Below are 26206 nucleotides of genomic sequence, written 5' to 3'. Positions count from 1 at the left end.
GGCCCTCGGACGGGTCCGGCCCCGAACCTCCGGCCCTGCGTCCCCTGCGTCCTCAGACGTCCGCCGAGGCCCCCGGTGCCAGCCGCTGGTGGTCCGCGCCGCCCAGGGCGCCGATCTGGCGGTCGTAGATCGGCCGGGCGAGGTCGGTGAGCAGCGCGTCGTGGATGTCGTAGGCGCGCTGCGGCTTCACCTCGCGGACGTAGTCGATGACCTCGGAGATCTTGTTCCAGGGCGCCATCACGGGGAGCATCAGCGTCTCCACGGGGTGGCCGGGGACGGTGAGGGCGTCGCCCGGGTGGAAGACCCGGCCGCCGTCGATCAGGTAGCCGACGTTGGTGATGCGCGGGATGTCCGGGTGGATCACCGCGTGCAGCTCGCCGTGCACCTGGACGTCGAAGCCGGCGGCGGTGAAGGTGTCGCCGTGGCCGACGGTGTGCACCCGGCCCGGGAAGGCCGCCGCGAGCTGGTCGGCTACGGACTTCAGGGTCCAGATCTCGGCGCCGGGGTTCGCGTCCAGGGCCGCCCGCAGCCGGCCCTCGTCGAAGTGGTCGGCGTGCTCGTGGGTGATCAGGATCGCCTCGGCGCCGACGGCCGCGTCCTGCTCGCTGAAACCGCCGGGGTCGAGGACGAGGGTGCGCCCGTCCTTCTCCAGGCGCACGCACGCATGGGACTTCTTGGTGAGCTTCATGGTCACCATCCTGCCCCGCTCAGCCCTCGGGGGTGGTCTCCTCGCGGATGACCTGCTGGGCGACCCGGAACGCGCTGTTCGCGGCCGGCACCCCGCAGTACACCGCCGCCTGGAGCAGCACTTCCTTGATCTCGGCCGGGGTGAGGCCGTTGCGCAGGGCGGCCCGGACGTGGAAGCCCAGTTCCTCCAGATGGCCGCCCGCGACCAGCGCGGTGAGCGTGACGCAGCTGCGCGAGCGCCGGTCGAGGCCCGGCCGGTCCCAGATCTCGCCCCATGCGTAGCGGGTGACGAACTCCTGGAAGTCCCCGGAGAACTCGTCGGCCTGCGCCAGCGCCCGGTCCACGTGCGCGTCCCCGAGCACCTCCCGGCGGACCTTCAGCCCCGCGTCGTAGGGGTCGGGCCGCCCGAACGGCTGCGGCGCCACGACGGCCGGAGCGATCTCGGCGATGGGCGCGACCTGGGGCGCGACCTGCGGAACGGCCTGCGGCGCGGCGGGCAGCACCGGCTTGACCGGCGCGGCCGGGATGGCGATCTGGCCGGTGGTCGAGTCGTAGGCGGGCTGCCAGGCGGTGGAGAAGTGCCGCACCAGCAGGTCGGTGACGGCGGCGGGCTGCTCGACCGGGACCAGGTGGGAGGCGCCGGGTACGACCGCGAGCCGGGCGTCCGGGATCCCGGCGACCAGGGTGCGGGCCTCGGCGGGGCCGGTGATCTGGTCGTCGGAGCCGACCAGGACGAGGGTCGGCACGCCGACGCGGGCGAGCTCGTGGCGCACGTCGAAGCCGGCCAGCGCCTCGCAGGCGGCGATGTAGCAGCCGGGGTCGGTGGTGCGGACCATCTGGACGGCCCACTCGGTGATCGCGGGCTGGGCGGCGGCGAACCCGCTGGTGAACCAGCGTTCGGGGGAGGTCCGGGCGATCGGGTCGAGGCCGTTCGTCCGTACGATCACGCCGCGCTGCCGGAACTCGTCGGGCGTCCCGAACCGGGGCGAGGTGGCGACCAGCGCCAGCGAGGCGATCCGCTCCGGGTGCCGCAGCGCCAGCTCGACGCCGACCGCCCCGCCCAGCGCGCAGCCCGCGTAGCCGAAGCGCTGCACACCGAAGGAGTCCAGCGTGGCCAGCAGCCGGGCGGTCAGCTCGGCCACGGAACCGGCCGGGTACGCCGGGGCGCCGCCGTGCCCGGGCAGGTCGTAGCGGAAGACCCGCCACTGCTGGACCAGCTCGGGGATCTGCCGGTCCCACATGTGCCATGTGGTACCCAGTGAGGGACCCAGGATCAGGACCGGAGCGTCTTCTGGCCCGTCAAACCGGTATTGCAGGGTGTTCGGTGGTGTCTCACTCACGCCCCAGACCCTCTCACGTCTCACGACGGCCCCTATGACGGGGGTTGCGACTGCACAGGTCCGACCAGGTGGAAGACCTCCCGGGCCGCGTAGCGCTTGAGGCTTCGGACCATCTCGCGTCGGGTCTTGCCCTCCTTGCTGCGGCGTTCGCAATAGTCCTGGGTGCGCGGGTCGACGCGCAGGCGGGTCTGCACGATCCGGTGCAGGGCCGCGTTCGCTTGGCGGTCGCCGCCGCGGTCGAGGCGACGGTACTGCCGGCTGCCCGAGGAACGCTCGACCGGGCTGACCCAGCACAGCGCCGCGAACGACGCCTCACTGCCCGGGCGTTCCGGGTTGTCCCCGATCGTGATCAGCAAAGTGACGGCCGTGTCCGGACCGATGCCCACCACCGTGAGCAGCTGCGGAGCGTGGCGCTCCACCAGCCGGGTCAGGCGGCCTTCCAAGTCCTGGACCTCGTCGCTGAGCTGCCTGATGCACCGGCCCAGGAGACCCAGGGTGACGTGGGTGGCGTGGAGCACCGCTCCCCGCCGGTCTCATGGTTCAGGCTGTCGTCGACGAGCCCTGCGCAGGTGCGGAAGAGTTCTGCGTTGCCCATCCCGGCAAGTTCCTCCCTCAGCTGCGGATCGGCACGGATGAGGACGGCCTTGAGCTGGTTGATCGCCTGGGTGCGGGCCTTGACCGCCGAGTCCTTGGCCAGCTTGTACATCCGGGCGATCTCCACCGGCCCATCGCCCGCCTTGGCCTGGGCACGCGCCCGCCCGCTCAGCACCGCCCGGGCCGCGTTCTCAGCGTCGAGCGGGTCGGACTTGCCGCGCCGACGGCGGTCGGCCCGGTCGAACCGGTTCACATCGAAGACGTCCACGCCCTGGGCCAGCAGGTAACGGGACAGGGCCGCCCCGAAGGAACCGGTCCCTTCCACTCCGGCCCGCCGCACCGTACTCGACGCCCTGGCCCACCCCAGCAGGTTGCGGTAGCCGGCTGCGCTGGCCGGGAACTCCTCGGTGCCGATCACCTCCCCCACCAGGGAGAGCACGGCGGCCACGTGGGCATCCCGGTGCGTGTCCACTCCCAGGACCACCTCCCTCGCCGGCCGACGCCGACGAGGACGCGAAGCGGTGGACGTGCCGGTCATGCTCGTTCCCTTTCAGACCCGACGGCTTATCGCGCAGCCGGTAGCGGGCCGTGCGGACGGTCAGAATCGTGATGACGCCTTTTCGGCAAGCCCCTATCGAGACACGTCCATCAGCCCGAGACCAACACCGGAACTGGCACCATGCCGCCGTCGTGCGTCACTTCGAGTCGAAGGCGGACCATTGGAACGGCGGGTCAATGAGCGGCAGCTGTCGGTGTTGCAGTGGGTGGGAGCCGGGTGCCCTGCAGGCGTATGGAACACCAGCTCCTACAAGACCACCTGTCAGGCACTGCACAACCGTGGCCTGGTGACGGTCTCCCGGAAGGCCGGGCAGTGGAGCGTCGCCCTGACAAGCGCCGGTCGGCACTACCTGGCGCACGGCACGTACCCTCCCCGCGGATCACGCCCGCGGAAGACCCAGGCCGCCGGTCCACGACCCCAGTCCACCAGAGCGCAGGAAACTCCGGCCGCCGGGCGGAAGCCAAGCCCTCCCTCACATCCTCGTGTGACGCTCACGGAGCAGCTGTTACAGGAGCTCGCGGAGGCCGGCGGCAGGATCGTCAAGAGCGGCAGCGGTCCCGGCTTGGAGAAGTGGCCGTCCCGCGTCGCCGCCGCACGCAGGTCCGGAAGGGTTCCGGAGACGAAGGAGCTGTACGGAAACTGGTGCCGCGACGGGTACGAGATCAAGCTCGTCGACATCCCCGACTGGCGCCTTGCCGTCCTCGACCCCGTCCCCGCGCCCTCGCGGCTCACTCGGCCGCACACCGTGGTGCGGGCCATGCAGAACGAACGCCAGCCCCTGGGCCTGACCAAGCCCGTCCAAGGACGCGCTCTCCGGCTCATCCAGGCACTGATCACCGCCGCCGAGGCCGACGGACACACCTGCTCGGCCGGGCAGACCGGCTTCGCACCCCCACCTCATCGCCGCCGCAGGGCAAATCCCCACTTCACCATCACCGCACAGGGCCAGACAGTGGGGTTTGTCTTCCTCCAGGAGCAGGACCGGGCCGAGCACGTCGCCACCGAGAAGGAACTCGCCGACGCCAAGAAGCACTCCTGGGTCAGAATCCCCCGCTTCGACTACACCCCATCCGAACGCCTCCGCATCATCCTCAGCGGCGGCCGGCCACACCGAGCGAGCGAATGGGCCGACGCTCCCGGCCGCGCCCTCGAACAGCAGCTCGCCGAGATCGCACAGGAGGTCACGCTGCGCGGCCAAGCCGCCGAACGCAGACGTCAGGACGAGGCCGAAGCGGCACGCCAGAAGCGCATCCGCTGGGAAGCCGCAACGGAACAAGCCCGCATCCGGTACGCAGAGGCGTACCGCGTCCGGCACCTCGAAGCCCAGGAAGCGGCATGGCGACACGCCACCGGACTGACCCAATACGTGAGCACCGTACGCACGCGAGTCGAGGACATGCCTCCGGGCCAGGCCAGAACCGAAGCCGAGGAATGGATCAGCTGGGCAGCGGCCACCGTTGAACGCCTCGACCCATTGAACACACCGCCCCGGCTGCCCGACATTCCCAAGCCACAAGCCGACGACCTGAAACCCTTCCTCGGGCACTGGAGCCCTTACGGTCCCACCCACTGAACGCCCGCACCGCACATTGTGCGCCCACAACCGCAGTTCAGGGGCTCTTCGCGACCGGTTCAATCGCGGCACACCGACCTGGTGGGTCATCGGAAAGGTGTCCACCTGAGCGATCTTCGGAAAACCCGCGGTCAGATCCCACTTCCTGGCCCATCGCCATGCATGTGGGTGCCCAGGGAGTCAAACGGGGCGTCACGGCCGACAGTCCGCCCTTTCAACCCGGTCGCTCCAGCCTTCGCCAACACCCTGCTCGACGCGACCGGCGTCCTTCCCGGCCAACTCCCGCTCAGTCGCGACCGGATGTGGCTGGTCGTGCGAGACGCGGGCCTGACGGATCGGCAGGTGGGCGACTCGTGGTGGAACGCTCCCTGTCAGCCGACCTACTGCACCTTGATCGCGTCGCTCGCCCGAACCGTCCCGGCTGCAAGGACGTCCAGGTAGACACCGAGCACGATGCCGGGATCCGCCGGGAGTTCGTGGACGGTCGAAGTACGCGTCAACTGGCCCGAAGACCGACCGCCAGCGTCAGTTCAAGGACCCGGTGTGGGGATGCGAGATCCGGAAACAGCTCCCGCAGCTGCGACATCCGGTACCGGACTGTCTGGGGATGGACGAACAACGCCGCCGCCACCTCGTCCCGCCTGCCCTGGTGCAGCAGCCACGCCCGCAACGTCTCCTCCAGCCGCCGTGCGGTCGCGACAGGCAAGGTGCGCAACGGTGCGAGGGCTCGGGCACGCAGGTCTGCGAACGCGTCCACGTCGGCGCTCAGCACCAGCTCGGGCAGGTGGTCCTCGGTGTCGCGGATATCAGAGGAGAGGGAGCGCGCGCGTGCGGCTCGTGCGTACGAGGATGACGCACGAGTCCATGGCCGGGCCGGGCCGACCACGGCGGTGCGGTCGGTCAGCTGCCGCAAGAGATGTGATCGGTCGGAATCGGGGACGAGCAGCACACCGGTGGCGTCCGGCAGATCGTCGAGGACGAGGGTGCTCGGGTCGAGTGTGCGGTAGGCGGGCCGGGCCTGGGCGGCGGGCAGCAGGACCGCCGTCAGCGTAACCGGAGGCTGCCATCCGGCCCGTTGAGCAGAGGCCAGCAGCACGTCCGGGCTCGCGCCGGCGAGGAGGTCGCGGGCCAGGTGTTCCAGGTGGCGCTCGTGGGCCCTGCCCCGGGCGGCCAGTTCGTCGGCGTGGCCCGCGGCGCTCGCGGCGGAGAGCTCGTCAATGTAGGCGAAGGTCAGCTCGGCGAACTTGGCGACCTCGGCGGCGGGCAGACCTGTGGACACGGCGCCCGCTGCCAGGCATCGCCAGGCCACGCGGGCGCCGACGCGGTAGGCGCTGAGCAGGGCGTCCATCGAACGGCCGTCGCGCACCTCGCCGCGGCCCAGCTCGTAGGCCGCGTCACCGCCGTCGCCGCCTGTGGCGTTCCCGCTCGCGAGGTCCAGGTAGTGCCCCAGGGCGGTGCGGACGGCTCGGCGGATGGTGGCGCCCATGTGGCCCGTCAGTGCGTTGGCGTAGGGCGGGACCTCGTCGATGATCGCCTGGACGACCTCGTCGGCGGTGGTCTTCAGCGCGGCCCGAAGTGCGGTGACCGTCGTCTCATCCAGGGCCAGTTCGCTGGCCCTCTGGGTTACACGACTCACGTTTTTATTCCCTGCGAACAATTCCACCCACCAGATTCACGTCCTACGGTCAGGACTTTACGCCCTGAGACGCAGCAAGCTGGAGTCATGACGAGTGCAGCCCTGCGCAGCAGGGCGTGGAAACTGTTGGAGATGGTCACGACGCCGCTGCTGCCGTCGGACTACCTCGACCTGGTCAGCCCGCTGCGTGCGGGCGCCGACCTGCGGGGGCGCATCGAGGCCGTGCACCCCGAGACGGCTGACGCCGCGACTGTCGTGATCAGGCCGGGACGGGGCTGGCGCGGTCACACGGCCGGTCAGTACGTGCGGATCGGGGTCGACGTCGACGGGGTGCGCCTGTGGCGTGCCTACTCCCTCACCTCGCCGACGAACCGCCAGGACGGCCGCGTCACGATCACTGTGAAGGCGATCCCGGACGGCAAGGTCAGCAACCACCTGGTCCGCAGGGCGAAACCGGGCACGCTGATCCAGCTCGACCAGGCGACGGGTGACTTCGTGCTGCCGCGGGCCAAGCCCGCCAAGGTGCTCTACCTGACGGCCGGCAGCGGCATCACGCCCGTGATGGGCATGCTGCGCGACACGGAGTTCGACGACGTCGTCATGGTCCACTGCGCGCCACGGGCGCAGGACGTGATCTTCCGAAACGAACTGCACGATCTGGTCGCGGACGAGAAGCTGCGGCTCATCGAGGTGCACACCGACACGGACGGCATGCTCGACATCGCCCGTCTCGACGAACTCGTGCCCGACTGGGCCGAGCGCGAGACCTGGGCTTGCGGGCCCGCGGGCCTGCTTGACGCCGCCGAAGAGCACTGGAGCGGGCACGGCGTCCAAGTGCGCCTGCACACCGAACGCTTCCGCCCCGGCATCGTCGTCGCCGGCGACGGCGGCGAGGTCACGTTCAGCGCCACCGGCAAGACCGTCGACTCGGACGGTGCCACGCCGTTGCTGGACGTCGGCGAGGAGGCCGGCGTGCTCATGCCGTCCGGGTGCCGTATGGGCATCTGCTTCGGCTGCATCACGCCGCTCAAGGCGGGCGCCGTCCGCGACCTGCGCACCGGCGAGATCACCGAGGCCGAGCCGGGCGTCCTCATCCAGACCTGTGTGTCCGCCGCGGCGGGCCCTTGCGACATCGAACGGTAGGAGCACTTTGACCGCCATTGACCCCACCGCCCACCTGACGGCGGAGCAGATCGAGGAGCTAGGCCGTGAGCTGGACGCGATCCGCGACGAGGTGATCGCCGGCCGCGGGGAGAAAGACGCCGCCTACATCCGTAGGGTCATCTCGGCGCAGCGCAAGCTCGAGTTGGTCAGCAGGGGCGTGCTGCTGTTCTCGATCTTCCCGCCGGCGTGGCTGCTCGGCACCGCCGGTCTGTCCGTGGCGAAGATCATGGACAACATGGAGATCGGCCACAACGTCCTGCACGGCCAGTGGGACTGGATGCGGGACCCGAAGATCCACTCCACCACCTGGGAGTGGGATCACGTCTCGCCGGCCGACCAGTGGAAGCACTCGCACAACGAGCTGCACCACACGTACACCAACGTGATCGGCAAGGACAACGACCTCGGCTACGGCATCATGCGCGTCGACGAGGACCAGAAGTGGCACCCGTTCCACCTCGGCCAGCCGCTGTGGAACTTCATCAACGCCTGCTTCTTCGAGTACGGCATCGCGGCGTACGACCTGGAGCTCGGCAAGAACCTGCACAAGCGCCGCCGCAAGAACCCGGAGTTCCGCGTGCGGGCCAAGGCCGTGGGCCGCAAGATCCGCAAGCAGGTGCTCAAGGACTACGTGATCCACCCCGTGCTGTCGGGTCCGTCGTTCCTCACCACGCTCGCCGCCACGTTCACCGCGAACCTGGTCCGCAACATCTGGTCCCACTCGGTGATCATGTGCGGGCACTTCCCCGAGGGCGTGCAGGTCTTCGAGCGCCGGTCGATCAAGGGCGAGACGCGCGGGCAGTGGTACTTGCGCCAGATGATGGGCTCGGCGAACATCAGCGGCAGCAGGGCCATGCACTTCATGACCGGCAACCTGTCGCACCAGATCGAGCACCACCTGTTCCCGGACCTGCCGAGCAACCGGTACGCCGAGGTCGCGGTGAAGGTGCGCGCGCTGTTCGAGAAGTACGAGCTGGAGTACGTCACCGGACCGCTGCCCAAACAGGTGTTCTCCGCGTGGCGCAAGGTCTTCCGGCTCTCGCTGCCGAACAAGAAGCCCGAGGTCAAGACGCCGGACCGTGAGCAGGAGCTCGTCGCCGCCTGATGGGTACAAGCGCCTGGCTCACGAACCCGAGGTCAGGCGCCCTTGTCAGCAGGCTCCAGAATCGCCACGCACTCCGCGTGATGCGTCATCGAAAACACGTCAGGAGGCACGGAGAAAGGTCAGAGCGCTCTTGCGGTGTTCGGGGCGGCCAGCGAGGTGCTGGAGCGTCACAACGCGGCAGGCTTCTCCGGAGGCAAACCCGACAGGCCACCTGCACGAATGGCTGGTCTCAAACGCTCACGTTCGCGCGTGACACCCGGACGCAGGCCGTGCCTCGGACCGGCCCGACATGACGAGCGGCCACTATTCGGAGTCGGGGTGCATCTGCACCCACCGGCCGTTGATGAACTTCATCTCCACACCGTAGAACGGCTGGGGCGGGGGGACCGGCCGCTTGCCGCGGTGGGGCGCTGTCGGCTGCTTGGGGCGGTCGGCGGGCGGCCGGCTCGATGTGGAGGGCGTCGCCGGCATCGCAGTCGTCGCAGCGGCCCACTCCGACGGCTATGCGGCCACCGGTCATCTCCTCGGGCTGCTGGCCGCGCTGCCTGCCCCCACTGAGGCAGGCGAACGCTTTTGGTCGGACCTGTGGAGGTCGTCGGGCACCGCGTACCTGCTACCGGTCAACATGAAGGCTCAGGTGCTGCGTTCTCTGGAAGGAGAGGGAACCGCCCTGGCCAGGCAGATCCTCTCGGCCGTCGATGAGATGACTCCGCCCCAGCGCGTGGCGGCCGGGGAGGTGATCGGTCAAGCCCTCGCCGAGTCCGACCATTTGCCCGACCTCAAGACACAGGTCATCGGCGAGTTGTGGCTCCGAGATCTCGAGCTCACCGCCTGGCGCGTTCTGCATGCGGACCGCAGATGGGACGATCCGGCTGGACGGCAAGCCTTCCTCGCCGCCTGGACGAGCACCTGATCGTCTACTGCTCCGAACTGCGCGCACAGAGGCGCAGGGCATACGGGGCCCGCACCGGACGACGCTCGAAGCAACTGAGGTCGGGAAGTTCGGCCGAGGTCACACCCGTCTCAACAGGATCAGGGGCCGCGCAGCCATGGCTGCGCGGCCCCTGATCCTGTGCACGCCCTGCACGAGAGCAGGCGCTTCGCCCGGTGGGCGGCAAAGCCCACACGGGCGGCACTCACCGGACGCAGTGTGCGCGATCCCTCGGGCGGGTCTGTGAGGTCAGGCCGGGGTGATGTTCTCGGCCTGCGGACCCTTCTGGCCCTGGGTGACGTCGAACGTCACGGCCTGGCCCTCCTGGAGCTCACGAAATCCCGTGGAGTTGATCGCGGAGTAGTGCGCGAAGACATCCGGGCCGCCGCCGTCCTGGGCGATGAAACCGAAGCCCTTCTCCGCGTTGAACCATTTCACAGTTCCGGTTGCCATGTCTGATGCCTTCCAGTCGATGAACGCCTACCACTCCATGTGGAAGGCAGAGGTGATCGCCCTGGTCCCTGCGGCACAGCACAGCAAAACGCCCACACCGAAGGCGTGGGCAAGGGGGAGTTCCGAACCACGACAGCTGACGCAGACGCTACACGCCCACACGCCGCGTCACCACAGGAAACGATCGCACCGCACGGCAGACCATGCGTGCGGTACCCGCCGACGCGGACGGGCACGCTCGTCTCACGCTGCTGCGGTCGGGTCCGCCGATTCGGTGGCGCGGCGGTATTCGGCGTTGAGGCGCTGGGCTTCCTCGAGCTGGTCTTCGAGAATGATGATGCGGCAGGCGGCCTCGATGGGGGTGCCGTGGTCGACGAGTTCCCGGGCGCGGGCTGCGATGCGCAGCTGGTAGCGGGAGTAGCGGCGGTGTCCGCCCGCGGAGCGCAGCGGGGTGATGAGGCGGGCTTCGCCGATGGCGCGCAGGAAGCCCTGTGTGGTGCCGAGGATCTCGGCGGCCCGGCCCATGGTGTAGGCGGGGTAGTCGTCGTCATCGAGACGGCCGAACGTGTCGTCTGCTGTCATTGCACCTCTCTCTGGGGCACCTCGAGGGGCCCTGGCGCCGTACTGGCACCAGGGCCCCGAAGGAACTCCTACACCATCTGCCGGCCCTGATACTGCACCGGCCCTCTGTTTCCGCAGACCCGACCGAGACGCTGTCGGGGGCGCGGGGATCGCGGTTGCTCGACCGGAGACCACCTCACTATCGATGTCCTGCGGTACCCGGGTCCAAGGCTTCCACCCGGGCGATCCTGATGGCGCTCGGCTCCTCCGTTCTTCCCTCTTGATCAACTACTCACTAACGGAAACTGCAACTGCTGATACCGCGAACCACTAGTGGCCTCGAACAGCGCCACGCTTCGACAGCCAGCCCCGTCGCCCGTCCTGCGTCTGCTCTGGCTTGGAACCCCACTGCCGAACTTCCCGGTGCGCGCGCCCGCAGCCGACGCCTTCACCGAGGTACTGCTCACTGACTTCACTGCTGGGTACTGCGAACCTTCACTTACTGGTACTGCCACTGCGGTACTGCTCATGGCGGCCCCTGATCACTGCGGGCCACCCGGTCCGGTCGTCAGTCCCGTCGCCGTCCTGCGACCACTCTGGCTTCGGAACTCCACCACCGCACCGTCATGCCAACTGCAACTGCGTACTGCTGCCCGGCAGTTCATCTCTGCCGGGCCTCTCTTGATCTCGGCTACGACAGAAACCTTAACCACAGCATCGGCCGATGTCTACTTCAGCGAGTATAGATTTCCGCGCGCTGGAAGATGAGGTACGCCGCCTCGACCAGTCTGCCTCGACCGGTCCCCGTGGATGGTTCAAGCAGCTGCGAGGCTCTGGCCGGCACTGGGGCTCTGCGGGGTTGGCAGGTGGAGGGCGGGGCACAGGGGTCGGGTAGCCAGGGCAGGGGGCATGGGCGATTCAGAGATCAGGGTGACCCTGATGATCACGACGATTGCCGGCGCCGCAGCCGACCGTGGCTCCTGACGCGGCGGACACCGTGGTCCTGGTCGTCTCCGAGCTCGTCACCAATGCCCTGCGCCACGGTGGGGGCCGCTGCACCCCGACACCATCCGGGTCACCGGTCACGATCCCAGCCGGCATGTGCCGCGCATGCGCACCCCTGACCTGAACGGCGGTACCGCGGGCTTCGGCTGGCCCAGGGGCACCGGGCTCGCCCACGCCACGGCGGTCACCCGCCGGGCCTCCGGCGGCGAGACCGTGAGCGCCTTCCTTGCCCGGTAGCGTCACCGCTCAAGCAGCCGGATGGCCGACGAACATGGTCCGCCTCATACCGCAGCCCGACGAGGTGCCGGTTGACGTTGCCGCCCTGGTGGAGTCCGGCCAGAGCAACCAGATGTCCCTGGTCGCGGCCACCGGTGGCGCTGTCATCACCGCCCGCCGTCGTCGACGCCCCCGTGAAGGAGGACGCGCCGCCCACGCGTCTGCACTTCGATGTCACCCGGATCCTGCAGGGCAACGGTGACGGAGCCCGCTGCACACGGTGTGGGCCCGGCCGGCGTACCGGTCGGGCCCACGCTGCTGCTCAGGTGTCGGCTCGTGTCTGTTTGCCCGGTCAGGCCGTGACGGGGGTGCCGAGCATCGCGGAGGCGTGCTGCATCGGGCTGAGAATGCCCGGGGACGCTGCCTTGGGAACGGCGCGGCAGGTGAAGCCGAGCGCAGCCATGGCCCGCAGGACTTCGGTGGCGCTGAAGTCACGGCGGTCCTGGCGCGTGATGACCTGGCCGACCTGCTTGACGGGGTAGTGGCGGCGGCCGATGATCACCGATTCGCCGGTGACCGGTTCGGGCTTGATGCCCTTCATCGATTCCAGCACGCCGCCCTTGGTGAGCTCGAAGGGGAAGCGGGCGATGACACAGCGCATGTGGCCTCACGGGGAGAAGGAAAGAACGGTCCGACCAGGGGCGAGGTGTTTCAGCGGGAGAGGGCGAGGATGCCCAGGGCGCTGCGTTGCTCGTCGACCACCGGCAGGACACCGAGCCGACGGGTGCGCATCGCGTGCTCGGCTTCGGCCAACGTGGTCACGGGTGAGGCGAACGAACCGTGGTCGCCGAGGATGTCGCGCAGGCGGACACGGTCCGTGTAGTCGGAGCGGTCACGGACGGCGGCGAGTTCGGCATGGGTGACCAGGCCGGTGCACTGGCCGTCCTGGTCGCAGACGACCAGTCGGACCGTGCGGGCGGCGGCCATGACGGCCAGCGTCACCTCGACGCTCATGCCGTCACAGACCTGCGGTCCTGCCGCGTCCATGACCCCCACCGCTGTCCTGTGCGCGGGGTCGGCGTCCGCCGGGCAAGGACTGCGTCGAATCAGCGTCAAAAGGTGCCTCCTGCAGAGATGGGCCGGCTTCCTGATCACGAGAGTTCTAGGCCACCGCGCCGAAGCCGGCCTGGCGTCCGGGGGTGCGCCTGGTCGCCGAGGCGGGGCGACGGCGGCCTCGGGAGGTGGCGCTGCGCTTGGGGCGTTCGACCACCGGTGCGGTGATGACGACCGGGATGCCGGACGGGGCCTGGGCGCCGGTGATCCGGCTCAGGGCCTCGTCGCCCGAGCGGATCTGGGTGGTCTGCGGCCGGATTCCGGCGTCCGACATCAGGCGGACCATGCCTCGGCGCTGGTTCGGCGTGACCAGGGTGACGACGCTGCCGGACTCGCCGGCGCGGGCGGTACGGCCGCCGCGGTGGAGGTAGTCCTTGTGGTCGGTCGGCGGATCGACGTTGACGACGAGGTCGAGGTTGTCGACGTGGATGCCGCGCGCCGCGACGTTGGTCGCCACCAGCACGGTGACGTGCCCCGTCTTGAACTGCGTCAGCGTGCGGGTGCGCTGGGGCTGCGACTTACCGCCGTGCAGCGCGGCGGCCCGCACCCCGCTGTTGAGCAGGTCCTGAGTCAGCCGGTCGACGGCGTGCTTGGTGTCCAGGAACATGATCACGCGGCCGTCGCGGGCGGCGATCTCGGTCGTGGCGGCGTGCTTGTCGGCGCCGTGGACGTGCAGGACGTGGTGCTCCATCGTCGTGACCGCACCGGCCGACGGATCGACCGAATGCACGACGGGGTCGGTCAGGTAGCGGCGTACCAACAGGTCGACGTTGCGGTCCAGGGTGGCGGAGAACAGCATCCGCTGCCCCTCCGGGCGCACCTGGTCGAGCAGCGCGGTGACCTGGGGCATGAAGCCCATGTCAGCCATCTGGTCGGCCTCGTCCAGCACGGTGATGCCCACGTGGTGCAGCCGACAGTCGCCGCGGTCGATGAGATCCTTGAGCCGGCCCGGGGTCGCGACCACGACCTCGGCTCCGCCGCGCAGCGCGCCGGCCTGCCTGCCGATCGACATGCCGCCCACCACCGTGGCCAGCCGCAGCCGCACGGAGCGGGCGTACGGGGTCAGCGCGTCGGTCACCTGCTGTGCCAGCTCACGCGTGGGTACGAGGATCAGCCCCAGCGGCTGACGGGGCTCAGCACGCTGCCCAGCGGTACGCGCGAGCAGGGCGAGGCCGATCGAGTACCCAGGTACCACCCCGACCAGCACCACCGCCAACTTCGCCGCCCCCGTCTCCCTGGGCACCGCCACCAACACTGCGACCCGCTGGTGGAACCTTGACGACGGCACCGGCAACACCGCCGCCGACTGTGCCACCGCCACAGACGCCGGTTGCAGCGGTGGGCTCCCAGCCTCCTTGGGAGGCGCCTACACCTGGGCCACCGACGGTCAGCGCGGCAAGGTCCTCAGCCTCACCGGCACCACCGGCTACGCCGCCAGCAGCGGGCCGGCCGTCGACACCTCGAAGAGCTTCACCGTCTCGGCCTGGGCCAATCCCAGCTCGCTCACGGCCAACTCGACCTTCGTCTCCCAGTCCGACACCGCCGGCAACTCCAACGGATTCCAGCTCTACTACTCCTCGAGCAAACACGCCTGGGCCTTCAACCTGCACAACGACAACACCGGCACAACCTTCACGGCCACCTACGGCGGAACCCCGACCATCGGCCAATGGGCCCACCTCGTCGGCGTCTACGACGCCTCCACTAACCAAATAACCCTCTACGTCAACGGACGCCAGGTCGACACCAAAGCCTTCGGTGGCACCCCCTGGAACGCCACCGGACCCGTCCAGATCGGCCGCCGTATCGCCCTGGAGAGCTACGGCGAATACGCCAACAGCTCGATCAGCGACATCCACATCTACAACACCGCCCTGCCCCCGCCGACGCAGCCGCGACCGGTGACAACCCCAAGATCAGCCAACTCGACTGAACAGTAGTGTGAGTTCAGGCGGTCGACCGGGGGGGCACCCGAGTCGACCGCCTGTTCCTGGGGGGAGCCCAGCGGGGGTGTGACCTGGCACACCCCTCCCGTTCGATCTCCGTACTCTCGCTCGCAGTCGACTTGTTCCTTGGGGGACCATCATGAGACGCAGCACCTTCCTGGCGGCGGCCACGGCGACCGCGCTCTCCGCCTCCCTGTTCACGGGCCTCGCCCCGGCGCAGGCGGACGGCACCACCGGCGGGCCCGTCCTGTCCGACGCCGACGGCTGGTACGAGCCGGGCCTGATCTTCGTGACAGCGCACTCCGACAGCCCACTCACCCGTATCACGGCACACTTCTATCCTCTGGACGCGCCGGACGGGGCCCCGGAGGCCGGCTCGACCGAGGACTTCACCCAGTACTCGGGAGACGACGCCCGCTCCGGAGTCTGGCGGGCACCGGTCCACCTGGCGGAGCTCGGCGACTACCGGGTGACCGTCGATCTGCAGGACGCCTCCGGCGCCACCGTCACCGGTGCCCTCTCGCCACACAACCTGCGGTACCGGACCATCCTCACGATCTCCGGTCTCACCGCAACCCCGAGCGTGCCGGACTACCTCCACCAGCAGGTCTCCGTCAGCGGCACCGTCGTCGCCCAGGACCCCCGCGACCCCGACGCCCCGGCTTCCACCGACGACGTGCCGGTCAGCGTCAACGCCGGGCGCAGCCGGCTGACCGCGACCGCCGGCGCCGACGGCCACTTCACCACCGCCTTCGTGCCCACCGACCCGTCCGTCCAGCTGTCCGCCGCACCCCAGCCGTCCGACCGCTACCCCGGAGCCATCGACCTGCTGACGTACCCCTACCAGTACCTGCACACCACACAGGCACCGGTCCGCTTCACGGCCAGCACGCACGCCCTGAACCTGAAACAGGGCACCTCCGGCACCGTCACCGGCCACGCCGAGATCCAGACCACCGCAGGCTGGCAGCCACTGCCGAACACCGCGATCACCCTCTTCGGCCTCGGCTCGGACGGTCTTCCCGCCTTCGTAGTCGGCGAGACCACTACCGACGGCAGAGGGGCCTACACATTGCCCGTCTCCTCGTACAACGCCGCCCCGACCGCCGAGCTCATGGCGGGTGCCGGCGACATGCCCTTCCAGCAGATCGCCACCGAACCCTTCAGCCTCCACGTCGCCTACACCACCCACATCGACGCGGGCGTGTCCCTGGACGACGGCTCGGCCCTCCATGTGGACGACGGCTATGTCTACTACGAAGACGCACGCGCCCACTGGCCCGCCAAGCCCACTGTCACTCTGCAGTACTCGAAGGACGGCAAGAGCGGCTGGAAGAACGCCACCACCATCCCCATCAAGATCCGCTACAACAAGCCCTTGTCCCTGGAGACGTTCGCCCGCACCCTCACTGCGCCGGACACCGACGCCTACTGGCGTGCCCGCTTCAACGGCAACCCCGACCTGGCGACCAGCACCACCAAGCCCGTACACCTGTACCGCTACGCCACCCGCATCACCGGCTTCCACGCCTCCCCCGACCCGGTCCGCAAGGGACAGCCGATCAGATTCGGCGGCACCCTCCAGTACAAGAAGGGCAACACCTGGAAACCGCTCACCGACGACGCCTGGCCCACCCTCTACTTCAAACCCCGCGGCTCCAGCACCTACCACTACGTCTGCGAGCTGGACACCGACAAGAAGGGCCACCTCATCGGCATGGTGGCCGCCAAGCAGGACGGCACCTGGGCCCTCGCGGTCAACCGCCAGACCGGAGACCACTACCTCAGAAGCAACCGGGTCACCGACTACGTCGACGTCCGCTAGCCGTCGCCCGTGGCGACGACACCTGGACCCACCTCGTCGCCGTCTTCCGGGCACCCGCCCCGGGAGGCTCCACCACCGGCAACATGGCCCCCTAGCAGAACGGCACCCTCATTGGGACCGCCACCAACCTCAGCCCCCAGTACGACTCCTCCATGCCCCTGACCATCGGCGGCTGCATCAACAGCGCCTCCGCCACCACCCCCTACCTGGCCTTCCCCGGCTCCGCCGCCGACGTCCACGTCTACCCACGCACACTTTCGGCGACCGAAGTCAGCGCGCTGCACTGACCCACCGCCGAAACAGGGCCCGCGCCGACTCCGACACGAGCGGCGCGGGCCAGCCCACGTCCGCGGCGGCGGCCAGCCACACCCAGCCGGCGAACGGACCGACACCGGCGAACGTTCCCCCAAGACCAGCTTGCGGAGACCGCCCAGGAGACACCCTCTCGGCACAGGATCTCGAAGCTGGACATATATGCCCGCACAGGACTGGATGGACGGCGCTGGACGGCTTCTACGACATGTGCCATGTGGTACCCAGTGAGAGACCCAAGATCAGGACCGGAGCGTCTTCTGGCCCGTCAAAGCGGTACTGGAGGGTGTTCGGTGGTGTCTCGCTCACCCGCCTGACCCTCTCATCTGTCACGACAGCCCCTATGAGCGGGGTCCTGGCTGTAGCTTTCCGACCAAGTGGAAGACCTCGCGGGCAGCCTCACGGCTCCCCACTTCCTGGCCTACTTCAGCAGGTCGCGGTATCCCGCAGAGCGTCGACGACAAGTCTGCGGGGCAGGCAGCGTACTGGACATGGTCGAACTGGACATGCCCGTCCCCCCTCCGGTCCGATGGCGCGTCACGTTGCCGGTACCGAGCCGCATCGGGCGGTCAGAATCGTGACGACGCCACAACTGATCGGCAGGCTCCTGACTTGTTGAATCGGGCCCAGACGCGCGGTCTGCAGCCGTAGCGTCCAGGGTGTCGGTCGGCACAGCGTGAGCAAGACACCCCGGTCGGAGATCTCAAGAGTCAAACCCCGCCGCGGGACAGCACCCACCAATGCTCCCCACACCCACTGCCCCCGGCCCAGGCCCGCAGAACATGCTCAATCCCTAGCACATGGAACACCCTGAATCCGCCTCTGGCCGACCACAACGGTTCACGAAGGGCGACAACACGTTCAACCCGCAAGTTTCACCAATGGCGCCAGCACATGACGGGCCCCGGTCCGACTACCGGACAGGGATCAGCGCGCTCCCACAGTCATCGGCCTGCTGCCTTGGAAGGCCAGACGGTCCCGTCTCTGGGTGCGGCCGTTGCGCCTGTCGCCTCGCGCGGCTCTTGCGTACACGATTGTGTCCGCGCCGAGGCCGACGACCGCTCGATGGCGCCTTGGATCCGCCCTGTCGAGCACGAGCTCAAGCAGGCGGCGTGACCGAAGACCACACGCCAAGCCACGTCCGCTCGACGCGCCTCGCGGCGAAGCTCGGGTTCACCGAGCTGGAGCGATTAGAGGCGTACGGCGCCGAGCAGTTGGCGCAGTGCCGGCGTCTACGCAGAAGACTGACCACGATCTCCAGTGCGTGCGGCAGGTACCCGCACAAGGCTGCGAGTTCGAGCAGCGCGTCGGGTTCGCGGGCAGGGTGGTCATCAGCTTCATCGCCGGCGTGTGGGGCACTGGTGACGAACTCGGCAGCGCACTGCGGGGGCAGAGTCCGACTGTCGACGAGCCAGGCATTAAGGTCCGTCTGTCTACGCCGTGAGGCGATGAGGGCCCGGCGCGGGGCGCGGCGCAGAGCGGCCGGTGCTCGGTTCCCGCCATAGAGCCCGCGCCCCGCTGACCGCGGACCCAGGCCGTGTAACGGCACGCCGCGGCGTTGCTCGCGCCGAGCCACGCCGCGAACATCAGCGCTTCAGGCCCGTTCAGGCACGGACCAGGGGTGTGTCGACCAAATGCTCGGCGAGGAACCACGCCTGGAGTTCGCCTGTCCGGATCACCTGGGAGACCAGCAGGTCGTTGGTACCGTCGTCGCCCAACTCCGCACTACGGGCTGCCGCGTCGTGGGCCTCGGTCAGGATGGTCTCGTGCGCCGCCAGCAACCGGGACAGCATGGCCGGCACCTCCTCCACGCCGTCCGGGGGGCGTGGGATCGAGGTGATCTCGGCGACGTGCCGGGGGTCCCCCACTGCAACACCGCCCAGGGTCTGGACCCGTTCGGCGAGGGCGTCGACGAGTTCGAGCTGCTCCCCAGCATGCTTGTCCAGCACCAGGTGCAGCTGGTAGAAGGTCGCCCCGCGCATCAGCCAGTGGTGCTTCTTGTAGAGGCCGTAAAGGATCTGAGTGTCCGCCAGGACTCTGTTGAGCCGCTGACAGGAGTACATGCGGGTTTCGTAGGACAGGCCGAGAGGGAACTGCTTGACCGTCCCGAACTCCTGGATGATCTCACCCTTCTGATGTAGCCACGGCTGGCTGCCCACGTGCTGGGCACTGGTGGTCATGATCCGCCTCCTGCGGTCTGGGCTCTGTGTACAGGGGAGACGCTAGGTGCCCGCGCGGCGGACTCGTTGCCCAGGAGCGCATGCGGTGGTGCTCGGCAGCGCACTGGGCGAGGGGTCCGTGCCCGGTGTGCGTTCTCGGGCAAGTCACCGTGCGCCGACGGACAGGGCCCGGTGCCTCGACCCTTCTAACCTCTCGCGGACGGCGTGAGCCGACGAGCAGCGAGGAGAGACATGAGGGTGAGCGAACAGGCCGATGTGGTCGTCCTGGGTCTGGGGCCCGGGGGCGAGTACGTCGCGGGCACGCTGGCAGAGGCCGGACTGGATGTGGTGGGGATCGAGGCCGAGCTCGTCGGGGGCGAGTGCCCGTACTGGGGATGCGTGCCCAGCAAGATGATGATCCGAGCCGGGAACCTGCTCGCCGAGGCAGGCCGCGTGACCTTCCTCGCCGGTGAGGCGGAGGTGACTCCCGATTGGGGCCCGGTTGCCGGACGTATTCGAGGCGAGGCCACCGACGACTGGAACGACCGGGTAGCCGCCGAACGCCTCGTGGCGAAGGGCGGTCGGCTCGTGCGCGGAACGGGGCGGCTCACCGGACCACGGCAGGTGACGGTCGGCGATCGCACGTTCGAGGCCGGGCGGGGTGTGGTTCTTGCCACCGGCACCCGGCCCCGGATTCCTCCGGTCCCGGGCCTGGCCTCGACGCCGTACTGGACCAACCGGGACGCCATAGCGGCCAAGGAGCTGCCGGCCTCGATGATCGTGCTCGGCGGAGGCGCCATCGGCGTGGAACTCGCCCAGGTCTTCGCCCGCTTCCGGTGCGCGGTCACGGTGGTGGAGGGGCAGGAGCGGCTGCTGTCGCAGGAGGAACCGGAAGCCGGGGAACTGGCCGAGGAGGTCCTGCGGGCGGACGGCGTCGCCATTCTCACCTCGGTCCGGGCCCGACAGGTGGGCCATGACGGCACCGGCTTCATCGTCCACCTCGAGGACGAGGAGGAGCCCTTGCGCGCCGAACGGCTTCTCGTCGCCACCGGGCGCCGCGCCGACCTCGCCGAGTTGGGTGTCGACGCAGCGGGTCTCGACCCTTCGGCACGAGCCGTGCGCACGGACGGGCAGATGCGGGCCGAGGAAGGGCTCTGGGCGATCGGGGACGTCACCGGCCGCGGCAATTTCACGCATGTGTCGATGTACCAGGCGGAGATCGCCGTACGGGACATCCTCGGGCGTCCCGGCCTCGACGCCGACTACCGGGCGCTGCCCCGCGTCACCTTCACCGACCCCGAGATCGCGGCCGTGGGACTCACCGAGCGGCAGGCGCGCGACCAGCGGCTGCGTGTGCGCACCAGCGTGGTGCCGATCGCCTCCTCCACACGCGGCTGGATCCACGGGCGAGGCAACGAGGGGTTCATCAAACTGGTCGAGGATGCCGACCGGGGCGTGCTGATCGGGGCGACGTCGGCGGGACCGGCGGGAGGTGAGGTGTTGTACGGGCTGAACGTCGCCGTCCACGCGGAGGTGCCTGTCGAGCGCCTCAGGCACATGATCTACACCTATCCCACCTTCCACCGAACTGTGGAAGCCGCTCTGGGAGCCCTTCGCTGAGCCGCCTCTCCCCTCGACGTACGCGGCGAGCCGGACGATGGCACGGGCGATCCGGCGGCACCATGGGCCGGGACCCCGGTGAACCGCACAGGACCGCCACATCGCTGGAACTCCTCTTCGACCTCTGCTTCGTCATAGCGGTGGCGCAGGCGTCAGCGAGCCTGAGCACAGCGGTGACCGGCGGGCACTACATCACGGGCTCCCTGCGCTTCGCGCTGGTGTTCTTCACCATCTGGTGGGCGTGGATGAACTTCACGTGGTTCGCTTCCGCCTACGACCCGGACGACGTCCCGTACCGGTTGACGGTGCTGCTCCAGATCACGGGGTCCCTCATTCTCGCCGCCGGCGTCCCACGGGCGTTCGAGGAAGGCGACCTGCGTGTCATCACGCTGGGATACGCCCTAGCGCGTACGGCCCTGGCCGTCCTGTGGTTGCGTGCCGCGCGATCGGACCCCGGCCGGCGGCGGACGGCGCTTCGCTTCGCCGTCGGAGTGACGGGCTGCCAGATCGGCTGGGTCGGAGTGCTCTTCCTCCCGGCCTCGGCACAACTGGCCGCCATCATCGGGTTGATCGTCGCCGAGCTTTCCGTCCCGGTGTGGGCGCAGTCCGCCGGGATGACCCCGTGGCACCCGCACCACATCGCCGAGCGGTACGAACTGTTCACTCTCATCGTGCTCGGTGAGTCCGTCGCAGCCGCCACGACGGCGGTCCGCGGCGCCTTCGACCGGCACCACAACGCCGGTGCGCTGTACCTGCTGGCAGCAGGTGGCCTGCTCATGGTCTTCGCCATGTGGTGGCTGTACTTCGCCAGACCGGCGCACACGCTGCTCGCCACGACGCACCAGGCCCACCGCAAGAGGTTCACCTGGGCGTACGGCCACTACCTGATCTTCGCTTCGGCGGCCGCCGAGGGGGCCGGCCTTTCGGCGTACGCCAAGCTGATCACGCGGCGCACCGATGTCCCATCGCCGGCAGCAGGTGTCGCGATCACCATGCCGGCGGCGATCTTCCTGATCACCGTGTGGGCCGTACACGTCCGGCCGCACCAGCGGAGCGGCGCCGAACAGCTTGCGTTTCCCGCTGTCGCGGTCGCTGTGCTGGTGGCCGGTCGCTCCCCGGCGCCGGCCGTAATCGCCGGTCTGCTGGCGGCGGCCCTGGTCGTCGTGGTCACGCTGGCCGACCGGACCGAGCGAGTGCCGCACTGAGGTGAAAACACGGCTGCGCGGACGAAGCGAGTTCGTCCGCGCAGCTGGTGTGCCCCTCGTCTCAGCTCGTCGCCCGTACGGCGTCGCGGATCAGGTCGGCTACCTCCTTGGGCTGGGAGACGGCGACCGCGTGCGACGCGCCCTCGATCTCGACGACGGTCGCCCCGGCGCGCTTGGCGCCGAACCGTTCGACCTCGGGGTTGATCGCCTCGTCCGCTCCGGCCACCAGGGCCCAGGACGGCTTTGTCTTCCACGCGGCCGCGACGGCCGTCTCCTCGAACGCTGCGGCGGCCAGTGGCCGCTGGGCCACGGCCAGGACCTTGGTGACGTCGGCGGGCACGTCAGCGGCGAAGACCGACGGGAAGGCGTCGGCGGCGATGGTGACCTCGACCGCGGGGTCACCATCCTCGACCGGGTACGTCCACTGCTTCAGGTTGCTGGCCAGCGGGGAGAGCGGGAAGCGGCCCTGCAGTTCGCCGAGACTCTCGCCTTCCTCCAGGGCGTAGGCGGCGACGTAGACGAGCCCGACGACGTTCTCCGTGACGCCGGCCACGGTGATGAGGGCGCCGCCGTAGGAGTGGCCGACCAGCACGACGGGGCCGTCGATCTGGGCGGCCACGGAGGCGACGTAGGCGGCGTCGGCGGCGAGGCCGCGCAGCGGGTTGGGCGGGGCGATCACGGGGATGCCGTAGCCCTGGAGTTCGGCGATGACGCCGGACCAGCTGGCCGCGTCGGCGAAGGCACCATGAACGAGCAGGACGGTGGGCGTGGTCGTGGTCATGTCGGGGTGTCTCCTCGGGTTCAGGCGGTGTGCAGGGCGGCGCGCAGGGTGCCGGTGGCCAGCGTGATGGCGGCCTCGGCGGCGTGGGTCTCGCGCAGGGCGTTGAGCATCACGAAGTCGTGGATGATGCCCTGGAAGCGGACCGCGGTGACCGGAACGCCCGCCTCGCGCAGCTTGTTGGCGTACGCCTCGCCCTCGTCCCGCAGCACGTCCGCCTCGCCGGTGATGACCAGGGCCGGGGGCAGACCTGCGAGCTGCTCGGGGGTGGCCCGCAGCGGGGAGGCGGTGATCTGCGCCCGTTCGGCCTCGTCGGTCGTGTACTGATCCCAGAACCACTGCATGCCGTCGCGGCGCAGGAAGTAACCGGCAGCGAACTGGTGGTAGGAGCCGGTGTCGAAGCTCGCGTCGGTGACCGGGTAGAACAGCACCTGCTGCACCAGCGGAATGCCGCCGCGCTCCTTGGCCATCAGCGTCAGCGCGGCGGCCATGTTGCCGCCCACCGAGTCACCGGCGACCGCAATGCGGGCGGCGTCCAGCCCCTTCGTCGCACCCTGCTGAACGACCCACTGGGCGACCGCGAAGTTCTGCTCGATGGCGACCGGGTAGCGGGCCTCGGGCGACAGGTCGTACTCGGGGAAGACCACGGCGGCGTTCGCGCCGACGGCGAGTTCCCGCACCAGGCGGTCGTGGGTGTGGGCGTTGCCGAACACCCAGCCCGCGCCGTGGATGTAGATGATCACCGGGAGGGTGGCCTCGGCGCCGGCGGGCTTGACGATGCGCGCGCGGATGCCGCCCGTCGGCCCGCCCGAGACGGTGATCCACTCCTCGTCGACGGCCGGCTTGTCGATCTCGCCGGACTGCACCTCGTCGACGGCCTTGCGTCCTTCTGCCGGAGGCAGGTCGAACAGGTAGGGCGGATTGGCGGTCGCCTTGGCGAAGGCGGCTGCCGCCGGTTCCAGCACCGGCTGAACCGGCTCGATGGCATCGGACATGTGAGTCTCCTGGAATGGTCATGGGGACGCCGGCCCTTCCGGCAATACGGCAGCCACGCTAGAACCACCGAGCACGCGGCAATTGCCCACGGGCGCAACGCTGCTGTCCTCACAGTGCACGGCTGCCTTCGAGCCTCTCCCATCACATTCAGAGCATGGATGAGTCAGTGCACTAAGGGGACAAGTCCTGTGCACCGGCAGAACATGGAGGCGCATCTGCCTTGCCTAAGGTGATGGCGAAGCAGCCGCGGCCTCTCACACACAGGGCCTGTCCTCGTTCTCAGGGCACGACGAGTGTCGGTGGAATTCGCCCGGTGCGATTCGAGCAAACGGGTGTGCGAGCGGGACGGAATAGCCAAAGACCGCCGCTTCCGACCATGGCTCGAATCGAAGTCGATTTCCCAGAGGGAGTCTCAAGAGATGTCAACAATGCTTGTCGGCGGGCTGGTTCCACATACCATCGAGAATGCCGCGGACCTCATCGTCCGTAACGCGAAGATCCACACCGGGGACCCGGGCCGCCCGCATGCGGAGGCGCTCGCCATCCACGACGGCGTCATCACGGTCGTCGGTGACGACAAGGACGTCGCTCCCCATGTCGGCGCGGGCACGAAGGTGGTCGACGCGCTCGGGCGACGGGTGATCCCCGGCCTCAACGACGCTCATCTGCACGTGATCCGCGGGGGCCTCAACTACGTGCTGGAGCTGCGCTGGGATGGCGTCCGCACCCTGCGCCAGGGGCTGGCCATGCTGCGCGAGCAGGCGGCCCGCACACCCAAGGGCCAGTGGGTGCGGGTGGTCGGCGGCTGGTCGGCCGAGCAGTTCGCCGAGCGGCGGCTGCCCACCGTAACCGAGCTGAACGCCGCCGCACCGGACACCCCGGTGTTCGTCCTGCACCTGTACCAGTCGGCCGTGCTGAACCGGGCGGCGCTCAAGGCAGCCGGCTTCACCAGGGACACACCCGACCCCAAGGGCGGCCAGATCGTGCGAGGCCGGGACGGGGAACCGACCGGCATGCTGCTGGCATCCCCCAGCGCCCTGATCCTCTACTCGACCCTCGCCAAGGCGCCGGTGCTGGACGAGGAGCACAGGAAGACATCCACCCGCCACTTCCTGCGGGAGCTGAACAGGTTCGGCCTCACCTCGGCGATCGACGCGGCGGGCGGATTCCAGAACTTCCCCGACAACTACGAGACGGTCACGGAACTGGCCAGGGAAGGACAGCTCTCCCTGCGCATCGCCTATCACCTCTTCCCGCAGACCGCAGGCCAGGAGATCGACGACCTCACCCGCTGGATCGGCATGGTCCGTCCAGAGGACGGGGACGAATGGCTGCGTCTCAACGGAGCCGGCGAGAATCTCACTTGGGCGGCGGCAGACTTCGAGAACTTCGCCCAGCCGCGCCCCGAGCACTCCCCCGACTACGAGGTGGAATTCGAGAAGGCCGTGCGCCTTCTCATGGAGAACGGCTGGGGATTCCGGCTGCACGCCACCTATGACGAAACCATCCGCCGTGACCTGGCGGTGTTCGAGAAGCTCGCTTCGGAAGGGCTCTTCCCGGGCGGGAACCGGTGGCTGTTCGACCACGCGGAGACCGTCTCCCCGGACAGCCTCGACCGCATCGCCGCGCTCGGCGGCGCGATGTCCGTGCAGAACCGCCTGTCCTTCCAGGGCGAGGCGTTCGTACGGCGCTACGGCCCCGGAGCCGCCGCGGACGCCCCGCCGATCCGAGCCATGCTGGACCGCGGGCTGACCGTGGGCGCCGGCACCGATGCCACCCGGGTCTCCACCTACAACCCCTGGGTCGCCCTGCACTGGCTCGTCAGCGGCCGCTCGGTCGGCGATCTGGCGCTGCGCCCGCCGACGAACCGCGTCGACCGGCAGACGGCGCTGGCGATGTTCACGCGCGCCGGAGCCGCACTGACCGGTGAGGACGAGGTCAAGGGGGTGCTGCGGCCGGGGTGTTACGCGGACCTGGCGGTGTTGTCCGAGGACTACTTCGCCGTGCCCGAACCGGACATCGCACACATCGAGTCGCTGCTGACCGTGACCGGCGGCCGGATCGTCTACGCCGCCGCCGAGTACGAGGGCCTCGACGAGGAACTTCCCCCCGTCAGCCCTGCCTGGAGCCCAGTGGCCCACTTCGGCGGCTATCAGGCGTCCCGTCGAGCGGCCCCTCCCGGCGCGCGCCAGGCGGAGCTGCTCGGCCAGGCCATCGCCGAGTCGGAGCAGCACCGCCAGTGGCGCATCGCGCGGGGTCTCACTCCCGAGGCCGCGAGCACCCCCTTCGATCCCTGCTTCGTTCTCTGAACTCTCATAAGGCGCCTGGCTCTTGAGCCGCCCCTTCCAGGACACCCACCAGCTCCGTCCAACCGGACGGTTCTTCCCACGGCACGGACAGCGGTCCGCGCCACCACTTACCGAGAAAG

The 26206-nt window shown here is 69.3% G+C and carries 22 protein-coding genes and 3 pseudogenes; 12 read left to right on the top strand and 13 right to left on the bottom strand.

Annotated features, from left to right (window positions below):
• Window positions 1–52: 52 nt before the first annotated feature.
• Genes AB0472_RS28765 through AB0472_RS28750 form a run of 4 tightly spaced genes read right to left on the bottom strand, consistent with a single transcriptional unit; the run spans window position 53 to window position 3093 of the window.
• Complete coding sequence (locus tag AB0472_RS28765; RefSeq protein WP_093507919.1) at window positions 53–688, bottom strand: MBL fold metallo-hydrolase; 636 nt, start codon at window positions 686–688, stop codon at window positions 53–55.
• 19 nt (window positions 689–707) lie between these two features.
• A complete protein-coding gene (pcaC, locus tag AB0472_RS28760) occupies window positions 708–2027 on the bottom strand; it encodes a 4-carboxymuconolactone decarboxylase (protein WP_366360435.1) in 1320 nt (439 codons plus the stop codon).
• A 32-nt stretch (window positions 2028–2059) separates the two neighbouring features.
• Window positions 2060–2470, bottom strand: coding sequence for an IS110 family transposase (locus tag AB0472_RS28755; protein ID WP_366360433.1), 411 nt, complete (start codon window positions 2468–2470; stop codon window positions 2060–2062).
• Window positions 2455–3093 (bottom strand): transposase, encoded by a 639-nt coding sequence (locus AB0472_RS28750; RefSeq protein ID WP_366360431.1) that lies wholly within the window; start codon window positions 3091–3093, stop codon window positions 2455–2457. The genes AB0472_RS28755 and AB0472_RS28750 overlap by 16 nt, the downstream gene beginning before the upstream one ends.
• A gap of 844 nt (window positions 3094–3937) precedes the next feature.
• Here AB0472_RS28750 and AB0472_RS28745 point away from each other — a divergent pair.
• Window positions 3938–4753 carry a hypothetical protein gene (locus tag AB0472_RS28745; protein WP_366360429.1) on the top strand — a complete coding sequence of 272 codons (816 nt, stop codon included), beginning with the start codon at window positions 3938–3940 and terminating at the stop codon, window positions 4751–4753.
• Between the two features lie 496 nt (window positions 4754–5249).
• On the opposite strand, the gene AB0472_RS28740 is transcribed toward AB0472_RS28745, so the two are convergent.
• Complete coding sequence (locus tag AB0472_RS28740) at window positions 5250–6389, bottom strand: helix-turn-helix domain-containing protein (RefSeq protein ID WP_366360427.1); 1140 nt, start codon at window positions 6387–6389, stop codon at window positions 5250–5252.
• Between the two features lie 87 nt (window positions 6390–6476).
• Here AB0472_RS28740 and AB0472_RS28735 point away from each other — a divergent pair, with 87 nt between their 5' ends.
• From AB0472_RS28735 to AB0472_RS28725, 3 genes are all read left to right on the top strand, one after another.
• A complete protein-coding gene (locus tag AB0472_RS28735; RefSeq protein WP_366360425.1) occupies window positions 6477–7532 on the top strand; it encodes a ferredoxin reductase in 1056 nt (351 codons plus the stop codon).
• 7 nt (window positions 7533–7539) lie between these two features.
• The gene (locus AB0472_RS28730; RefSeq protein ID WP_366360423.1) at window positions 7540–8658 is read left to right on the top strand and encodes an acyl-CoA desaturase; all 1119 of its coding nucleotides are present in this window, start codon (window positions 7540–7542) and stop codon (window positions 8656–8658) included.
• Between the two features lie 451 nt (window positions 8659–9109).
• Complete coding sequence (locus AB0472_RS28725) at window positions 9110–9571, top strand: hypothetical protein (RefSeq protein ID WP_366360422.1); 462 nt, start codon at window positions 9110–9112, stop codon at window positions 9569–9571.
• Between the two features lie 267 nt (window positions 9572–9838).
• On the opposite strand, the gene AB0472_RS28720 is transcribed toward AB0472_RS28725, so the two are convergent.
• Window positions 9839–10042, bottom strand: coding sequence for a cold-shock protein (locus AB0472_RS28720; RefSeq protein ID WP_030212004.1), 204 nt, complete (start codon window positions 10040–10042; stop codon window positions 9839–9841).
• 243 nt (window positions 10043–10285) lie between these two features.
• On the bottom strand, window positions 10286–10624 hold the full coding sequence (locus AB0472_RS28715; protein ID WP_366360420.1) for a MerR family transcriptional regulator: 339 nt from the start codon (window positions 10622–10624) through the stop codon (window positions 10286–10288).
• A gap of 943 nt (window positions 10625–11567) precedes the next feature.
• On the opposite strand from AB0472_RS28715, the pseudogene AB0472_RS28710 reads away from it, so the two are divergent.
• Window positions 11568–11845: pseudogene (locus AB0472_RS28710) on the top strand (ATP-binding protein); the annotation flags it as partial.
• 46 nt (window positions 11846–11891) lie between these two features.
• Window positions 11892–12078 (top strand): annotated as a pseudogene (locus tag AB0472_RS28705) (hypothetical protein); the annotation flags it as partial.
• 98 nt (window positions 12079–12176) lie between these two features.
• Here the strand turns inward: AB0472_RS28705 and AB0472_RS28700 are convergent.
• From AB0472_RS28700 to AB0472_RS28690, 3 genes and pseudogenes are all read right to left on the bottom strand, one after another.
• On the bottom strand, window positions 12177–12485 hold the full coding sequence (locus AB0472_RS28700) for an SCO5918 family protein (protein ID WP_366360418.1): 309 nt from the start codon (window positions 12483–12485) through the stop codon (window positions 12177–12179).
• Between the two features lie 50 nt (window positions 12486–12535).
• Window positions 12536–12940 carry a CBS domain-containing protein gene (locus AB0472_RS28695; RefSeq protein ID WP_366360417.1) on the bottom strand — a complete coding sequence of 135 codons (405 nt, stop codon included), beginning with the start codon at window positions 12938–12940 and terminating at the stop codon, window positions 12536–12538.
• 46 nt (window positions 12941–12986) lie between these two features.
• Window positions 12987–14111, bottom strand: a pseudogene (locus tag AB0472_RS28690) (DEAD/DEAH box helicase); the annotation flags it as partial.
• A 181-nt stretch (window positions 14112–14292) separates the two neighbouring features.
• Here AB0472_RS28690 and AB0472_RS28685 point away from each other — a divergent pair.
• The 3 genes from AB0472_RS28685 (at window position 14293) to AB0472_RS28675 (ending at window position 16995) form a co-directional block, all read left to right on the top strand.
• Entirely contained in the window at window positions 14293–14877 is a 585-nt protein-coding gene (locus AB0472_RS28685) for a LamG domain-containing protein (protein WP_366360415.1), read from the top strand.
• Between the two features lie 145 nt (window positions 14878–15022).
• Window positions 15023–16708, top strand: coding sequence for a hypothetical protein (locus AB0472_RS28680; RefSeq protein WP_366360413.1), 1686 nt, complete (start codon window positions 15023–15025; stop codon window positions 16706–16708).
• 152 nt (window positions 16709–16860) lie between these two features.
• Window positions 16861–16995: a hypothetical protein gene (locus AB0472_RS28675; RefSeq protein ID WP_366360411.1), complete on the top strand. Its 135-nt coding sequence runs from the start codon at window positions 16861–16863 to the stop codon at window positions 16993–16995.
• 1629 nt (window positions 16996–18624) lie between these two features.
• On the opposite strand, the gene AB0472_RS28670 is transcribed toward AB0472_RS28675, so the two are convergent.
• On the bottom strand, window positions 18625–19200 hold the full coding sequence (locus AB0472_RS28670) for a DNA starvation/stationary phase protection protein (RefSeq protein WP_366360409.1): 576 nt from the start codon (window positions 19198–19200) through the stop codon (window positions 18625–18627).
• Window positions 19201–19431: 231 nt separating this feature from the next.
• Here AB0472_RS28670 and AB0472_RS28665 point away from each other — a divergent pair, with 231 nt between their 5' ends.
• Window positions 19432–20799, top strand: a complete 1368-nt coding sequence (locus tag AB0472_RS28665; protein WP_366360407.1) for an NAD(P)/FAD-dependent oxidoreductase — start codon at window positions 19432–19434, stop codon at window positions 20797–20799.
• Between the two features lie 62 nt (window positions 20800–20861).
• Window positions 20862–22004, top strand: coding sequence for a low temperature requirement protein A (locus tag AB0472_RS28660; protein WP_366360405.1), 1143 nt, complete (start codon window positions 20862–20864; stop codon window positions 22002–22004).
• Between the two features lie 61 nt (window positions 22005–22065).
• Here the strand turns inward: AB0472_RS28660 and AB0472_RS28655 are convergent, their stop codons facing one another.
• Together AB0472_RS28655 and AB0472_RS28650 are read right to left on the bottom strand one after the other, a co-directional pair.
• Window positions 22066–22785, bottom strand: coding sequence for an alpha/beta hydrolase (locus tag AB0472_RS28655; RefSeq protein ID WP_366360403.1), 720 nt, complete (start codon window positions 22783–22785; stop codon window positions 22066–22068).
• A gap of 20 nt (window positions 22786–22805) precedes the next feature.
• Complete coding sequence (locus tag AB0472_RS28650) at window positions 22806–23777, bottom strand: alpha/beta hydrolase (protein WP_366360401.1); 972 nt, start codon at window positions 23775–23777, stop codon at window positions 22806–22808.
• Between the two features lie 420 nt (window positions 23778–24197).
• Here AB0472_RS28650 and AB0472_RS28645 point away from each other — a divergent pair, with 420 nt between their 5' ends.
• Complete coding sequence (locus tag AB0472_RS28645) at window positions 24198–26087, top strand: amidohydrolase (protein ID WP_366360399.1); 1890 nt, start codon at window positions 24198–24200, stop codon at window positions 26085–26087.
• The last annotated feature ends 119 nt before the right edge of the window (window positions 26088–26206 follow it).

Origin of the sequence: Streptomyces sp. NPDC086777 (assembly GCF_040702065.1) — a bacterium.
In the GTDB taxonomy this organism is placed as follows: Bacteria; Actinomycetota; Actinomycetes; order Streptomycetales; family Streptomycetaceae; genus Streptomyces.
The sequence above is the reverse complement of the archived record's forward strand: the minus strand, read 5'-3'. Positions and strand labels throughout refer to the sequence as shown.

Bases quoted from the DNA above. Each gene is read 5' to 3' on its own strand.
- AB0472_RS28660 (WP_366360405.1), top strand. From the start codon at position 20,862: ATGGGCCGGGACCCCGGTGAACCGCACAGGACCGCCACATCGCTGGAA.
- AB0472_RS28650 (WP_366360401.1), bottom strand. From the start codon at position 23,777: ATGTCCGATGCCATCGAGCCGGTTCAGCCGGTGCTGGAACCGGCGGCA.
- AB0472_RS28680 (WP_366360413.1), top strand. From the start codon at position 15,023: ATGAGACGCAGCACCTTCCTGGCGGCGGCCACGGCGACCGCGCTCTCC.
- AB0472_RS28670 (WP_366360409.1), bottom strand. From the start codon at position 19,200: ATGACCACCAGTGCCCAGCACGTGGGCAGCCAGCCGTGGCTACATCAG.
- AB0472_RS28735 (WP_366360425.1), top strand. From the start codon at position 6,477: ATGACGAGTGCAGCCCTGCGCAGCAGGGCGTGGAAACTGTTGGAGATG.
- AB0472_RS28675 (WP_366360411.1), top strand. From the start codon at position 16,861: ATGCCCCTGACCATCGGCGGCTGCATCAACAGCGCCTCCGCCACCACC.
- AB0472_RS28745 (WP_366360429.1), top strand. From the start codon at position 3,938: ATGCAGAACGAACGCCAGCCCCTGGGCCTGACCAAGCCCGTCCAAGGA.
- AB0472_RS28665 (WP_366360407.1), top strand. From the start codon at position 19,432: ATGAGGGTGAGCGAACAGGCCGATGTGGTCGTCCTGGGTCTGGGGCCC.
- AB0472_RS28655 (WP_366360403.1), bottom strand. From the start codon at position 22,785: ATGACCACGACCACGCCCACCGTCCTGCTCGTTCATGGTGCCTTCGCC.
- AB0472_RS28715 (WP_366360420.1), bottom strand. From the start codon at position 10,624: ATGACAGCAGACGACACGTTCGGCCGTCTCGATGACGACGACTACCCC.
- AB0472_RS28645 (WP_366360399.1), top strand. From the start codon at position 24,198: ATGTCAACAATGCTTGTCGGCGGGCTGGTTCCACATACCATCGAGAAT.
- AB0472_RS28720 (WP_030212004.1), bottom strand. From the start codon at position 10,042: ATGGCAACCGGAACTGTGAAATGGTTCAACGCGGAGAAGGGCTTCGGT.
- AB0472_RS28700 (WP_366360418.1), bottom strand. From the start codon at position 12,485: ATGCGCTGTGTCATCGCCCGCTTCCCCTTCGAGCTCACCAAGGGCGGC.
- AB0472_RS28765 (WP_093507919.1), bottom strand. From the start codon at position 688: ATGAAGCTCACCAAGAAGTCCCATGCGTGCGTGCGCCTGGAGAAGGAC.